Raw genomic sequence first — 14,630 nt, forward strand, 5'->3', positions numbered from 1 at the left:
TAATAAAATGATCATTTGTGTTAGCTTCAGCTTATTGGCGGGATTTTATGAAATATATTGAAAAGTTTTTTGTGAAGTCCTCACCCAGAGCACTACTATCATATTTATCCGGCTGGCCCGAGAAACATTCAGAAAAAGATCAATTCATTTGGTTATCATCGTATCGGCCTGCGGAAAAATTTTCAAGAATGGATGCGCACGCTAGACACTTACGATTTTTTCTGCTGACTCGTCAATTTAAACAGCAATATGGTATAATTAATAACAATTTTCATTTAGGAGGCAATTTTCGTATGCGAGAGGATACAAAGGTTTATGATATTACAATTATAGGCGGGGGACCGGTCGGCTTATTCACAGCTTTTTACGGAGGCATGAGACAGGCAAGCGTCAAAATTATCGAAAGCCTGCCTCAGCTCGGCGGACAGCTTAGCGCCCTATACCCTGAAAAATATATCTACGATGTAGCGGGCTTCCCGAAAATCCGCGCACAAGAGCTTATCAATAACCTAAAAGAGCAAATGGCGAAATTCGACCAAACCATTTGTCTGGAGCAAGCGGTTGAATCTGTTGAGAAACAAGCGGACGGCGTGTTTAAGCTTGTGACAAATGAAGAAACCCACTACTCCAAAACAGTCATCATCACTGCAGGAAACGGCGCATTCAAACCGAGAAAGCTGGAGCTTGAAAATGCCGAGCAATATGAAGGCAAAAACCTTCACTACTTCGTTGACGATTTGCAAAAATTCGCCGGCAGACGCGTCGCGATCCTTGGCGGCGGAGATTCAGCGGTTGACTGGGCGCTTATGCTTGAGCCGATCGCAAAAGAAGTATCCATCATTCACCGCCGCGATAAGTTCCGCGCGCACGAGCACAGTGTGGAAAACCTTCATGCGTCTAAGGTAAATGTCCTGACACCATTCGTCCCTGCGGAGCTGATCGGGGAAGACAAAATTGAACAGCTTGTGCTTGAAGAAGTGAAAGGCGACCGCAAAGAGATTTTAGAAATTGATGACTTAATCGTCAACTACGGTTTCGTTTCATCTCTTGGACCGATCAAAAACTGGGGTCTGGACATCGAGAAAAATTCCATTGTCGTCAAATCAACAATGGAAACAAACATCGAAGGCTTCTTTGCAGCAGGTGACATTTGTACATACGAAGGAAAAGTCAACCTGATCGCAAGCGGCTTCGGCGAGGCACCGACAGCAGTGAACAACGCCAAGGCTTACATGGATCCGAAAGCCCGCGTACAGCCTCTTCATTCAACAAGTCTTTTTGAAAATAAATAAGAAAAAAAGGAGTTTGTGTCAGCGACACAGCTCCTTTTTTATTTGAAGATATTCATATAATTCAATGCAGTTCCAAGAACCAGCGCAATCACAAGGGCTGCGACGATCCAGATCATTGCCATAATAATGCGGTCTTGGATCTTTTGGGACTTCGGTGTTTTTTCTTCGTTTTGCGTCATCTCATTCGCTCCTTTCACATGTTTATGCCATAAAGAAAGCCTGGTGCTGAACGACCAAGCTTTGCTGAACGTATATGATTCGCGTTTTTGATCCGCTCTCTAAGACCATTCGTTAAAACTATCATACCCAAACACATTGTGCATGACAAGCTTAGACACTTGCACACATCTGAAGCAAATAAAATGTTTGACATCCTAAATAAAACAGAGTACATTATACAAGGCGAACATTTCATAAATTATTCTTTTAAATATTCGTTTTTAGGAGTGAAAATGATGGAAAACGTATTTGATTACGAAGATATTCAATTAATTCCTGCAAAATGCATTGTGAACAGCCGTTCAGAATGTGATACATCCGTACGTTTAGGCGGACGTACATTTACATTGCCCGTCGTTCCTGCCAATATGCAGACGATTATAGATGAAGAGCTAGCCATTCAATTAGCCGAAAATGGCTACTTTTATGTGATGCACCGATTTGAACCTGAAACACGAATTGATTTTATTAAAGATATGAACGCACGCGGATTATTCTCTTCTATCAGCGTTGGCGTCAAAGATGAGGAGTACGAATTTGTCCGCCAGCTGGCGGAAGAAAATCTCACGCCCGAGTATGTGACAATTGACATTGCTCACGGACATTCAAATGCTGTCATCGAAATGATTCAGCACCTCAAAAAACATTTGCCGGACACCTTTGTCATTGCCGGCAATGTCGGAACGCCGGAAGCAGTCAGAGAACTTGAAAACGCGGGAGCGGATGCCACTAAAGTCGGCATCGGACCGGGAAAAGTATGCATTACGAAAATCAAAACCGGCTTCGGCACAGGCGGCTGGCAATTAGCGGCGCTTCGCTGGTGTGCCAAAGCTGCGAGCAAACCGATTATCGCGGATGGCGGCATCCGCACACATGGCGACATCGCAAAATCAATCCGCTTCGGCGCCACAATGGTCATGATCGGTTCACTATTTGCCGGACACGAAGAATCACCGGGCCAAACGATCGAAAAAGACGGAAAGCTCTACAAAGAATACTTCGGCTCAGCCTCCGAATTCCAAAAAGGCGAAAAGAAAAATGTAGAAGGCAAAAAAATGCACGTGCCGCATAAGGGCTCAATCAAGGATACGCTGATTGAAATGGAACAGGATCTTCAATCTTCTATCTCTTACGCAGGCGGAACAAAGCTTGACGCGATCCGCAATGTGGATTATGTGATTGTGAAGAATTCGATTTTTAATGGGGATAAGTACTAAAAATAAAAAGCGCCAAGGCTGCGGTTCGCCGCTTGACTTGGCGTTTTCTCTGTTGTTAGAACTCTTTAGGCGCACTATATTTCATCATTTCTGGATCCGATGTGATAATCGCGACAAAGAATTTTATTGAGCAAAACCCTAAATTCATTTACATTTGCACCTTAAACTATTGTAGATTATAAATAATCATCACCTCGAAAAAAGTTACATGAGTGTTTTGGTCATGATAAAGTCTGTTTGTTCTTCATCACCCATATAAAATGAGTGGGCGCCGGTTTGAACAAACCCCATTTTCTTATAAAATGCAATCGCATTTTCGTTTTTTTCCCATACACCCAGCCAGATTTTCTTTTTATTGCATTCCAAGGCAACGTCCAAAGCTTTGTTTAATAGATGTTTGCCAAGCCCATGTTTTTGAAATTTGTTCTTTATATAAATCCTCTCGATTTCAAGTGATTCATCGCCCATTTCTTCAGACTGAGCGTCATCGGTGTTCACCTTTACATATCCAGCGACTTCGTGATGAATGTAAACAAAAAAGAACTGCGAAGACATAGTGGATAGTTCCTTTTCCAACTGTTTCGTGTTAAATGCACTTTCCAAATAGGCTTTCATATTTTCAGGTGAATTCTGGTCTTTAAATGTATCGTTGAATGTTTCAACACTTATTTCTTGAAGTATTTTTAAATCTTCAAGGCTGCACTTTTTTATATTTATAGTCATATAAAATGTCACTCCTTTATTTCATCAATTATTCCTCTTGTTTTTCTATATTTTTTAAAGAATGTTGAGTATGATTTTCTTTCAGGAAATTACGCTTTTTGCAGATTTGCTGTTATTATTTAACTAACTTATCTTGAAGCTTCTTAAGGGTGCTGTCCTTGCTGCCATTCTAATTCTTCCTAACCATCAACTCCTCGATACATATTTTGTTGCAAATGCAATAAAAATGCCATACGTTAAATATAGCGCAACTATGTTGTACTTACAATAAAAATACAGGCGAAAATGTCGAGCAAATAGTGGCATTTCTCTGCTGAAACACTCGTCGCTATCCGTTGTTTCTTCATTTACGCCATAATAAAAACGCCTTCCTTAACGATGTTTTATCGCTAAGAAAAGCGTCCTTAACAAACCTGATCACGCGCAATCAGCTGCGATGATCGATTCATATCCCGTTATTTCGGGTTTTAACGCCTAGCACTCTTCAGGCTTGCCTGCATTCGTCGCTGTTCTAAAAGAAGAACCGCAGCCGCATGAGGCGATGGCGTTTGGATTGTCGATGGTGAAGCCGCCGCCGAGCATGGATTGTTTATAATCAATCACGGTGCCGTTCATGATGTCAAGGCTTTCTTTGTCAACAAGAACTGTGATGCCGTGCTGATCAAACATACTGTCTTTTTCGCCCTTTTCATGCTCAAAGCCCATGCCGTAAGAAAGGCCGCTGCAGCCGCCGCCTTTGACGCCGACACGCAGAAACGCGTTTTCTTCCTCATGCTCTTTCATCATATCTTTTATATGCAAAGCTGCTGCTTCTGTAATTGTTACCGGGTTGCTCATCTTTGTGAACCTCCTTTTAAAAACCGGATGCTGTCTTTTATTATAAACATGATCGGTTCAATTCTCAAACAAGGTGTTTTACAAAAAATAGACACCCTCACAAACGGTCTCAGCCGGCCCTGTCATCATCACATGGCCATTATCCTTCCAGTTAATCACCAAATCTCCGCCCGCTAAATGCACTGTGATGTCTTGATTGCGTTTTGATACGCCGTTTAACACAGATGCGACCGCCGCTGCACACGCTCCTGTCCCGCATGCCTGAGTAATGCCTGATCCCCGTTCCCAAACGCGGAAATGCAGTTCGTGTTCATTCACGGTTTCGACGAATTCCACATTGACGCCTTCCGGAAATCTCGAATCTTTCTCAATCACAGGCCCCAGTGTCGTCAGGGGTGCCTGTTCAATGTCAGCGATCGGAAAAACGATATGCGGATTTCCCATTGAAACGGCAGTGCCTGTTAGTTCGGCTTCGCCAAACGTCATCGTTTCATTGATTGTATGCTCTTCCCCGCCGCCAAGCATCGGAAGCTCTGCTTTAGTCAGGCGCGGTTCACCCATATCGACAGTGACAACATTCACTTTCCCGTTTTCAGTTTGAACCTCCGCTTTCACAAGCCCGGAGAGGGTTTCAATCAGAAAAGATGTTTCCTCCACCAGCCTATGCTCATACGCGTATTTTGCGACGCAGCGAAGACCGTTGCCGCAGTTTTTCCCTTCAGACCCGTCATTATTAAAAATCCGCATTTTGACAGGTGCTTGTTCTGAAGGGCATATCAGGATCATTCCGTCGGAACCGATCCCTGTATAAACAGAAGAAACCTGAATCGCAATCTCAGCCAGTTTTTCTTCCGGAAGCTGTTCTTCAAATTGATTCACATAGATATAGCTGTTTCCCAGGCCGTGCATTTTGGTAAATCGAAATGAGTTCATAGGTGCCTCCAACTTTTTTTCTTTTACTTAGTATAAAAGCTATTATAAACGGACACAATACAATTATCCCCCGTTTTTCATACATAAAAGCTCCTTGCACTGTCGCAAGGAGCTTTTATCGTTTATATAAACATACCGGCAATGGCTGCGCTGAGCAGATTGGCTAATGTTCCCGCAAGAACAGCCTTCAGGCCGAGGCGTGCGATATCCGAACGGCGGCTGGGAGCTAAACCGCCAAGCGTACCGAGCATAATCGCAATTGATGAAAAATTGGCGAATCCGCATAACGCGAAACTGATAATGGTAGCTGTTTTCTTAGAAAACTCACCGATGTGCGGACCGAAGTTAGAATAAGCGACAAACTCATTCAGCACCAATTTCTGGCCGATATAGCTTCCCGCCTGCAACGCTTCATGCCAAGGCACGCCAATCAAAAAGGCGATAGGAGAAAATACATAGCCGAGGATAGATTCTAATGTGACACCTTTTAAGCCGAACAAGCCGAAAATCCCGCCGAGAACTCCGTTTACGACAGCAATTAATGCAACGAACGCGAGCAGCATCGCACCAACGTTTAAGGCGATTTGCAGGCCTGTTGACGCTCCCTTTGCGGCTGCGTCAATCACATTGGCTGCGCCTTCGCCTTCATCCATTTTAAGGTCGCTTTTTACGGTTTGAGGCTTTTCCGTTTCGGGAATAATCAATTTACCAAAGACTAGGCCAGCGGGAGCAGCCATAAAGCTCGCCGCAAGCAAGTATTCAATCGGAATACCGAGAAGCGCGTATCCAAACAAGGTGGACCCCGCAACTGCCGATAGACCGCTCGTCATAATCGTGAACAGCTCAGAACGCGTCAGCCCTGCAATAAGGGGTTTTATCACTAATGGAGATTCAGATTGTCCTACAAAAATATTGGCAGCAGCCGCAAGAGATTCCGTTTTGCTTGTCCCAAGGAGCTTCGACAATCCGCCGCCAATGACACGGAAAATGAGCTGCATGATTTTTAAATGATATAAAACTGCGATCAGTGCCGAGAAGAAAATGATAACGGGCAGTACACTTAATGCAAATGCCGGACTGTCACCGACTTTTAGTAGCGGTCCAAAAATAAAACTGATGCCTTCATTCGCATAATCGATCAGAAGCTGTACACGGCTTGAAAACCATAAAAAAACAGCGCGTCCCGCTTCCCATTTCAACACGATGTATCCAAACGCCACCTGTGTGCATAAACCAACGATGACGGTTCTTATCTTAATATTGCTTTTCTTTTCTGAAAATAAAAACGCGATAGCAATGATCGCAACTGCGCCAAGCAGCCCCCACAGAACACTCATGAATACACGTACACCTCTTACATTTTATTTTAAAAAATATCTTTTATACGATAACAATAATATTTTTTGATGTCTACACATTTTTTTAGTTCTTTTGTACGGCAAAATAAAAAAGGGCCTGTCCGGGCCCTTTTCTTCAAAACATTGGATTTTCTTCAATAAAGGTGTATATATTCTCAACAAGCTCAGCAGGCGTTTCACCCATGACGACTTCTCCGTTTACAAGAGCGAAAAGCGATTCCATGCATGTCCCGCAGTAGCTTAAGCAGCCGTATTCAAGGACATCAAGGTTTGGATCCTTCTCCAAAATCGCCCGGGCTTCCTGAGAGCCGTGAGCCAGATTGCTGACACAAAATTCAATCATTGGATTCATGCGGTTTCACCTCACATATGACCATTATCGCGAATTTTTCACCATTCGTCAAAAACAATGGATGATTCAAAATTTATTATCGTAACATATCATTACTCGAATAACGTTTTACTATTTTGTTCTTTTAGGCTAATTTGTAGGTTATTTTGAAACTATTATTGTGATTTTAGATCAAATTCGATATAATTCTAGATGTTATTTTACATAGTTCGTATTTTCTTCAATGTGTCTATCATACTCTTCGGATTAAAGGGGAATTCAAATGAAAAAATTGGTCTTGATCGGCGGAGGTTACGGGAACATGCGTGTTCTTCATCGCTTATTGCCAAACCAGCTGCCTGATGATGTTTCAATCACGTTAATTGACAGAAATCCTTATCACTGCTTGAAAACAGAATATTATGCCCTTGCCGCAGGCACAATTTCTGACCATCATATCAGGGTGACATTCCCAGAGCACCCTCGCTTGGATGTCCAATACGGTGATATCTCATCAATTGATATTGCACAAAAACAAGTGCTGTTCCAAGATCGCGAACCGATTTCTTACGATGACGCCGTGATCGGGCTCGGCTGTGAGGATAAATATCACAACGTGCCGGGAGCGCCTGAATTCACCTACAGCATACAAACCATCGATCAGTCCCGCGAAACCTATCAAAAGCTGAATAACCTTAGCGCTAATGCCACTGTCGCCATTGTCGGAGCGGGCTTAAGCGGCGTTGAGCTTGCAAGTGAATTGAGAGAAAGCCGTGACGACCTGAACATTATTTTGTTCGACCGCGGCGATCTTATTTTATCAAGCTTTCCCGAGCGTTTGAGCAAATATGTGCAAAAATGGTTCGAAGAGCACGGTGTCCGCATTATTAACAGGGCAAATATCACAAAAGTAGAAGAAGGCATTGTGTATAACCACGATGATCCGGTTTCTGCAGACGCCATCGTGTGGACAGCCGGCATACAGCCGAACAAAGTCGTCAGAGACTTAGATGTGGAGAAGGACGCCCAAGGGCGTGTCGTTTTAACGCCTCATCACAATCTTCCTGGTGATGAACATCTGTACGTTGTCGGCGATTGCGCCAGCCTCCCTCATGCACCGAGCGCCCAGCTGGCAGAGGCTCAAGCAGAACAGATTGTCCAAATCTTGCAAAAACGCTGGAATGGAGAAGCCCTTCCAGAATCAATGCCGCAGTTTAAGCTGAAAGGCGTTCTCGGTTCACTCGGGAAAAAAGCCGGCTTTGGCCTAGTTGCTGACCGCCCGCTGATCGGCCGTGTTCCGCGATTGCTGAAATCCGGCTTGCTGTGGATGTACAAACACCATAACGGTTAATGAGAGAGAAAAACCGCTGATCCAGTCAGCGGTTTTCTATATACCCATGCTTCTCCATTTCCTCATACACGTCTTTTAATTTCGGATTGCCTTCACCGACAATTTTGTCTTCTACGAGCACTAGCGGATAAAAATACTCGTCATTTTTGATTTTCTCCGCAAGCTCTTTCGCGTGTTCATTGTCAGGCGGCTCATAAATATCGATATATTGCATCTCAAAAGGCTGATTTGGATATTTTCTTTTCAGCGCAGCCTCAAGCCACTCGTATGTATCCTTGGCCGTCGGCATATTGACACAGCTCGCACAAACGGTTTCTGCCCCGTACACGCTGAGCTTGACAGGTTTTGTCACTGATAAACGCCTCCCTCTCCCTATGTAAGTCCTTTCTTTCAGTATACAGAGCCAAAAGACGTTTTTATAGAAAAAAACCGTTTTTGTGTTCAAGTCTGAATGTGCTATAATAGGGAAAGCAACTTTGCAAACCAAACAATAGATTTTTATTGTTACACTGAATATAATGGTTTTATGACGACGAAAGGAGCGAATGTCATGACTGAAGTTGAAATGAAAGAACAGGTACAGGAAGTACTGGACAAACTTCGTCCGTTTTTACTTCGTGACGGCGGTGACTGTGAGCTTGTAGACGTAGATGAAGGTATCGTTAAGCTTCGTCTGCTAGGCGCATGCGGCAGCTGCCCAAGTTCAACAATTACGCTGAAAGCCGGAATTGAACGCGCTCTTCTTGAAGAAGTGCCGGGTGTCGTTGAAGTAGAACAAGTCTTTTAATAAAGCAGCCAGGCTGATATTTGATCAGCCTGGCTTTTTTATTAGAGATATTGGTCAAACCATGAGCTGATGTAATTCAGGCGCTTGATCCGCTGTCCCGGGTGTCCGCTGCGTGACAAATTGTGCGACGCTTTCGGAAAACGGACGAGCTTTGTTTCCTTGCCCATTTTTTTCAAAGCAATAAATAGCTGCTCCGCCTGCTCAATCGGACAGCGGTCATCTCGCTCTCCATGCAGAATCAAAAGCGGTGTCTCCACGTTTGCTGCGTATTTTAAAGGGGAATGGTCCCAAAGCTTTTCCGTGTCTGCAAACATGTCATGCTCAAGCTGCCAGTCTGTGAAGAAATAGCCGATATCACTGACGCCGTGAAAGCTGATCCAGTTTGAAATCGAGCGCTGGGTGACGGCCGCTTTAAAACGGCTCGTCTGTCCAACGATCCAGTTGGTCATAAAGCCTCCATAGCTTCCGCCCGTGACACCGAGCCGCTTAGGGTCAATCTGCGGATCTCGTTTGATCGCCTCATCCACAGCCTGCATCACATCCTCATAATCCTTTCCTCCATAATCTCCTCTGACGGCATTCACAAATTCCTGCCCGTAGCCGTGGCTTCCTCTCGGATTGACATAAACCACTGCGTACCCTTTCGCCGCCAGCACTTGAAATTCATGAAAATATGTATGCCCGTACATCATGTGCGGACCGCCGTGTATGTTGAGAATAAGAGGATATGTTGTCTCACTTTCCGCCTGTGCAGGCTTCATCAGCCAGCCGTTCACCGTCACGCCGTCTTTTGTGACATATTGAATATCTTCAGGTACCGAAATCGCATGCTCCCCGACAAACTTGTCATTCGCGCCAGTCAGCCGCTTTTCTTCCTGCCCAAGCGGGATGCTGTAAAGCTCGCTCGGTCTGTCCGGCTTTGTCACACTGGCAATAAAGTGTTGTTCGTCAGGCGAGACGGAAAAGCTATTGATGTACTCTTTTTCGAGACGGATCGGATACACAAGGCCTTCAATCGAAATATAATAGATTCCTGTGCTGCCCTGATCTGTACCGATAGCATAGAACCCTTGGCTGTCTTTCGTCCAAACCGGGCGCTGTTCCCCGCCTCCGATCAATGAATCTCCAATCAGCGCATCCGCTAAATGAACGTCCAGCATCTCAGTCAGACACGTGAGACGATCTTGTTCGATATCATAAAGCCACGCCTTTTCGAGCGTTGCATTTTGATATTCCTGTTCGTGCCCAAGCAAAGCAAGATACCTTCCGTCCGGTGAAAATGAGCTTGGCCCGAATGAGCCCCGATGAGACGTAATTTGCTTGAGATCTCCAGTCTCCAGCGACATCATGCAGACATCATGCGGCTTGCTGGCATCATCCGTTTCAGTCAAATTAGCCGAGAAAACAAGCCATTTTCCATCAGGGGAAAAAGCTGCATCGCCATGATCGGCCTTTTGATTTGTCAGCTGCCTCATCTCGCCAGACTTCACGCTGACAAGCACAAGCTGGGCATACGCGCCTCTCGTCAGCCCTTTGCCGTCCCGTTTATAGGCTAGACCTTGCACTTCAACAGGTTCAAAACTGTCCGGCTCCGTTTTCTCTCGATCATGAATACTTTCTCCCTCTTCCAAACTGACAATGACAAGCACCGATTCGCCATCAGGAGACCATATTGGCTTTGAAACGCCATACGGGATATCAGTCAGTTTCCTCGCTTCTCCGCCTTCAGCGCTCATGATATACAGCTGTGCTGCATCGCCTTCACGATCAGAAATAAAGGCAAGCGTACGTCCGTCTGGAGACCATCTAGGATCGGTGCTTCGCTTTTCTCCGTGTGTCCAAGGAACAGAACCGCCGCTTTTCGTTTCATAGACCCATATATTTGATGTATACGAATCTTGCTCTCGATTCACTTGCGACTGCACATATGCGGCACGGCTGCCGTCCGGGGCGTATTGAGGATCGGTCACGGAAACAATTGCTGTGATGTCTTCTGCGGCCATCAGCTTTTTCATATTCATCTCCTCCTTTTAACATGTATTTCGTTTTCTAAATAAAAACTCCTTTATCTCGGGCAGAAAAAAAGCGCCCTCCGCTGACGCTGGGGGACGCTTGGCATGATCTATACACTTTTGACTTGATATAAAGGATTTCGCTCTATTATACTTCCCTCTTTCGGAACGGTCAAAGCGTCGACTTCACAATGAGGAAAATGAAGCGCGAGCTGTTCTTTCAGCTCTTCTCCCTTTCCTTTTTCAGTCATAACGAGAATCGTCGGGCCTGCCCCGCTGAGAGCCGTTCCATATGCGCCCTTCATCTCGGCGACGTGCTCTACCTTGGACAATTCAGGGACAAGCATCGCCCGGTACGGCTGATGGAACATATCCTTCTTCATGATTTTCCCGACGAGCGGCCAATCCTTTGACATGATCGCAGCAATGAGAATATTGCTGACGGCACTTGCTTTTACAGCGTCCGCATACGGAAACTCTTTCGGCAGCACATCTCTTGCGTCTCTTGTCAGCACCTCATAAAAAGGAATGACAACGACAACATCAATGTCAGCATCCGGGACGCGGATCAATTGTGTCTCGTCATCTTCATGCAAGCCGATGACAAGTCCGCCTACGAGAGAAGCGCCCGCATTATCCGGATGTCCTTCTTCAAGACTGGCTAAATGCAGCTTGTCCGCTTCAGAAAGCTTTAGGCCGCATAATTCATCAGCCAGTTCAATGGCCGCTACAATCGCCGCGGCGCTGCTTCCAAGGCCGCGGGCGAGCGGAATGTCGCTCCACACCTTCACATGGACAGGCGGCATTTCTTTGCCGTACAAATCTGCTGTCCGTTTTGCCACTTGATAGATCAGATTATCTGTGCCCGCCGGAATTCCGGCGACTGTTTCTGTTTCAGCTTCAAAAGACCATTTGTCGCTTTCAAAGACGGTCAGCTTCAAGTATCGGCTGAGCGCCATCCCAACTGAATCAAAGCCGGGCCCTAGGTTAGCCGTGCTTCCGGGAACAGTGACAGTGAACAGCATGTCGGCTTCGTTCATACACGGGCCGCTCCTTTTAAATATTCCAGGATGCTGTCTTCATCAGTCGGCAGCGTAACCGGCTTGATTTCTGAAATGTCGACGGCTGTGTTCGGGTCTTTCAGTCCGTTTCCTGTTAAAACAGCGACGACCTTGCTGCCTTTCGGAATCTCTCCGGATTTCACTTGTTTCAGAACGCCGGCGATAGACGCGCAAGAACCCGGTTCTGCAAACACGCCTTCTTCACGGGCGATCAGCTGATACGCGTGAAGGATTTCATCATCAGTAACTTCGTCAATTTTCCCGTTGGATTCCTCAGCTGCCTTGACAGCTTTGTCCCAGCTTGCAGGGTTTCCGATACGAATGGCTGTCGCTATTGTTTCCGGATTTTCAATCACTTCATTACGCACGATTGCCGCCGCGCCTTCCGCTTCGAAGCCGCGCATTTTCGGAAGGCCTGTGCCGTTTTTCTCATGATATTCTTTGAAGCCCTTCCAGTACGCAGTAATGTTTCCCGCGTTTCCAACCGGGATCGCCAATACATCCGGCGCTTCTCCCAGCTGTTCGCACACTTCGAAGGCTGCTGTTTTCTGGCCTTCGATGCGGTAAGGGTTGACTGAGTTGACAAGGGCAATCGGTGATTTCTCACAGATGGAACGGACGATTTTAAGCGCATCGTCAAAGTTTCCGTCAATTGCAATAATCTCGGCTCCGTACATAACAGCCTGAGCAAGTTTTCCGAACGCGATTTTTCCATTCGGGATGATAACGATGCATTTCATGTTGGCGCGGGCTGCATATGCAGCCGCAGCAGCGGAAGTGTTTCCTGTTGACGCGCACATAATCGTGTCGTTGCCTTCTTCTTTTGCCTTCGCCACTGCCATGACCATGCCGCGGTCTTTAAAAGATCCAGTCGGATTAACGCCTTCCGTTTTGACATGAAGTTCAATTCCGAGCTGTTCAGACAGCTTCGGCAGGTGAATAAGCGGTGTGTTTCCTTCATGTAAAGTAAGCGCCGGTGTTTGATCTGTTACAGGTAAAAACTCTTTATATTGATGGATTAGTCCTTTCCACATTAGCTCCAACCGTTCCCTTCTACACGATATGTGCTTTTAACTTCTTGAACGACTTCCAAATCATTTAGGTTTTGCAGGATATCACTGAAATCAGCTTCTGATGTATGATGTGTCACAATCACGATTTCTGCAAGCTCATCATGGCCTTTAATCGGCAGCTGAAGGATCTTTTCAAAGCTTACGCCCCGTTCCGAGAACACAGACGTAATTTTCGAGAATGAACCGACCTGATCTTTGACGTGAATTCTTAAAAATTGCTGCGCGTAAATGTCAGACGGCGCCTTCATGTTTTTCTCATATTGCGGCGCGACAAAGCTGTTTCCGGTTACGCCGAGACGCATATTTTTCATGACAGCGACAAGGTCAGAAACAACGGAAGTCGCTGTCGGCATGCTTCCGGCTCCCGGCCCGTAGAACATCGTCTCACCGACAGCCTCGCCGTACACATAAACAGCGTTAAACTCATTATGCACAGCAGAAAGCGGATGGTGGTCAGGAAGCAATGTCGGCTGTACGCTGACTTCAATTTTGCTTCCGTCACGCTGTGCAATCCCGATCAGCTTCATTGTATAGCCGAGACGTTTGCTGAAGCTGATGTCCTCGTCTGTAATTTGGGAGATTCCCTTTACTTTGACGTCTTCCAGATCCACGTTCATTGAGAAGCCGAGACGCGCCAATATCGCCATTTTCCGTGCGGCGTCAAGCCCTTCCACGTCTGAAGTCGGATCAGCTTCGGCAAAACCGAGATCCTGCGCTTCCTTGAGCACTTCCTCGTAAGGGCTTTTTTCTTTAATCATTTTTGTTAAGATAAAGTTCGTTGTTCCGTTCACGATTCCCATCATCTTTGTAATCCGGTCTGATGAGAGTCCTTCCTCTAACGTGCGAAGAATCGGAATCCCGCCGGCAACGCTGGCTTCAAAGTAGATATCACAGCCGTTTTCCTTCGCTTCCGCAAGCAGCTCGGAGCCGTACACAGCCATTAAATCCTTGTTTGCTGTGACAACATGCTTTTTCGATCTCAGCGCGTCGACCAAATATTGTTTCGTCTGCTCAACTCCTCCGATCACCTCGATGATGACATCAACATCTGGATCATCGATGACATCATACACTTCTGTCGTGAGCACTTCCTTCGGCAAATCTACTTCTCTCTTTTTCTCTACATCTTTTACAAGCACTTTTTTTATCGTAACCGGACAGCCGACTTGATGCATCAGCTTATCCTGGTGGTCTTGAATAATTTTAACGACACCGCTTCCGACGGTGCCTAAACCTAAAAGCCCTACACGAATTGCTTTCAAAAAAACTCCACCTTTCTTTTAATTGTCCTCTCAAAAAAGACAATTGTTAACTCAACACAGACATATAAGTTACAAACATTATATAAGCCCACTCCTGTTTTGACAAGATGGCAATCGGCTGAATTTTAAGAATGTAAACGCTTAACGTATTGATATAACAAGATTCTTTATTTT

At 45.6% G+C, this 14,630-nt stretch carries 15 protein-coding genes; 4 read left to right on the forward strand and 11 right to left on the reverse strand.

The genetic code is table 11. The features are described 5' to 3' along the window. The first annotated feature begins 293 nt into the window (after positions 1-293). The gene (yumC, locus tag EFK13_RS16465) at positions 294-1,292 is read left to right on the forward strand and encodes a ferredoxin--NADP reductase 2 (RefSeq protein ID WP_003220618.1); all 999 of its coding nucleotides are present in this window, start codon (positions 294-296) and stop codon (positions 1,290-1,292) included. A gap of 38 nt (positions 1,293-1,330) precedes the next feature. On the opposite strand, the gene EFK13_RS16470 is transcribed toward yumC, so the two are convergent. Next, on the reverse strand, positions 1,331-1,471 hold the full coding sequence (locus tag EFK13_RS16470) for a hypothetical protein (RefSeq protein WP_129507688.1): 141 nt from the start codon (positions 1,469-1,471) through the stop codon (positions 1,331-1,333). Between the two features lie 276 nt (positions 1,472-1,747). On the opposite strand from EFK13_RS16470, the gene guaC reads away from it, so the two are divergent. Beyond that, on the forward strand, positions 1,748-2,728 hold the full coding sequence (gene guaC, locus EFK13_RS16475; protein ID WP_129507801.1) for a GMP reductase: 981 nt from the start codon (positions 1,748-1,750) through the stop codon (positions 2,726-2,728). Between the two features lie 204 nt (positions 2,729-2,932). Here guaC and paiA read toward each other — a convergent pair whose 3' ends face one another. The 5 genes from paiA to EFK13_RS16500 all read right to left on the reverse strand — a co-directional run bounded on the left by paiA (position 2,933) and on the right by EFK13_RS16500 (position 6,931). After that, entirely contained in the window at positions 2,933-3,451 is a 519-nt protein-coding gene (gene paiA / locus EFK13_RS16480; RefSeq protein ID WP_129507800.1) for a spermidine/spermine N(1)-acetyltransferase, read from the reverse strand. Between the two features lie 474 nt (positions 3,452-3,925). Then, positions 3,926-4,288, reverse strand: a complete 363-nt coding sequence (locus EFK13_RS16485) for a HesB/IscA family protein (protein ID WP_019259365.1) — start codon at positions 4,286-4,288, stop codon at positions 3,926-3,928. 78 nt (positions 4,289-4,366) lie between these two features. Beyond that, positions 4,367-5,221: a diaminopimelate epimerase gene (gene dapF, locus EFK13_RS16490; protein ID WP_129507687.1), complete on the reverse strand. Its 855-nt coding sequence runs from the start codon at positions 5,219-5,221 to the stop codon at positions 4,367-4,369. A gap of 122 nt (positions 5,222-5,343) precedes the next feature. Beyond that, positions 5,344-6,558 (reverse strand): NupC/NupG family nucleoside CNT transporter, encoded by a 1,215-nt coding sequence (locus tag EFK13_RS16495; RefSeq protein WP_129507686.1) that lies wholly within the window; start codon positions 6,556-6,558, stop codon positions 5,344-5,346. Positions 6,559-6,694: 136 nt separating this feature from the next. Beyond that, the gene (locus EFK13_RS16500; RefSeq protein WP_003222913.1) at positions 6,695-6,931 is read right to left on the reverse strand and encodes a YuzB family protein; all 237 of its coding nucleotides are present in this window, start codon (positions 6,929-6,931) and stop codon (positions 6,695-6,697) included. A 262-nt stretch (positions 6,932-7,193) separates the two neighbouring features. On the opposite strand from EFK13_RS16500, the gene EFK13_RS16505 reads away from it, so the two are divergent. Then, positions 7,194-8,261, forward strand: coding sequence for an NAD(P)/FAD-dependent oxidoreductase (locus EFK13_RS16505; RefSeq protein ID WP_064816456.1), 1,068 nt, complete (start codon positions 7,194-7,196; stop codon positions 8,259-8,261). Between the two features lie 25 nt (positions 8,262-8,286). Here EFK13_RS16505 and EFK13_RS16510 read toward each other — a convergent pair whose 3' ends face one another. Continuing rightward, a complete protein-coding gene (locus EFK13_RS16510) occupies positions 8,287-8,613 on the reverse strand; it encodes a YuzD family protein (RefSeq protein ID WP_129507685.1) in 327 nt (108 codons plus the stop codon). A 99-nt stretch (positions 8,614-8,712) separates the two neighbouring features. Here EFK13_RS16510 and EFK13_RS16515 point away from each other — a divergent pair, with 99 nt between their 5' ends. Next, positions 8,713-9,048 carry a NifU family protein gene (locus EFK13_RS16515; protein WP_010886606.1) on the forward strand — a complete coding sequence of 112 codons (336 nt, stop codon included), beginning with the start codon at positions 8,713-8,715 and terminating at the stop codon, positions 9,046-9,048. A 41-nt stretch (positions 9,049-9,089) separates the two neighbouring features. On the opposite strand, the gene EFK13_RS16520 is transcribed toward EFK13_RS16515, so the two are convergent. The 4 genes from EFK13_RS16520 to EFK13_RS16535 all read right to left on the reverse strand — a co-directional run bounded on the left by EFK13_RS16520 (position 9,090) and on the right by EFK13_RS16535 (position 14,456). After that, positions 9,090-11,063, reverse strand: a complete 1,974-nt coding sequence (locus EFK13_RS16520; protein WP_129507684.1) for a S9 family peptidase — start codon at positions 11,061-11,063, stop codon at positions 9,090-9,092. 107 nt (positions 11,064-11,170) lie between these two features. Continuing rightward, entirely contained in the window at positions 11,171-12,100 is a 930-nt protein-coding gene (thrB, locus tag EFK13_RS16525) for a homoserine kinase (protein WP_129507683.1), read from the reverse strand. Beyond that, a complete protein-coding gene (thrC, locus tag EFK13_RS16530) occupies positions 12,097-13,155 on the reverse strand; it encodes a threonine synthase (protein ID WP_064816557.1) in 1,059 nt (352 codons plus the stop codon). Before thrC ends, thrB begins: the two co-directional genes overlap by 4 nt. Continuing rightward, entirely contained in the window at positions 13,155-14,456 is a 1,302-nt protein-coding gene (locus EFK13_RS16535; RefSeq protein ID WP_129507682.1) for a homoserine dehydrogenase, read from the reverse strand. Before EFK13_RS16535 ends, thrC begins: the two co-directional genes overlap by 1 nt. Positions 14,457-14,630: the final 174 nt, after the last annotated feature.

Origin of the sequence: Bacillus cabrialesii (genome assembly GCF_004124315.2) — a bacterium.
Lineage (GTDB): Bacteria > Bacillota > Bacilli > Bacillales > Bacillaceae > Bacillus > Bacillus cabrialesii.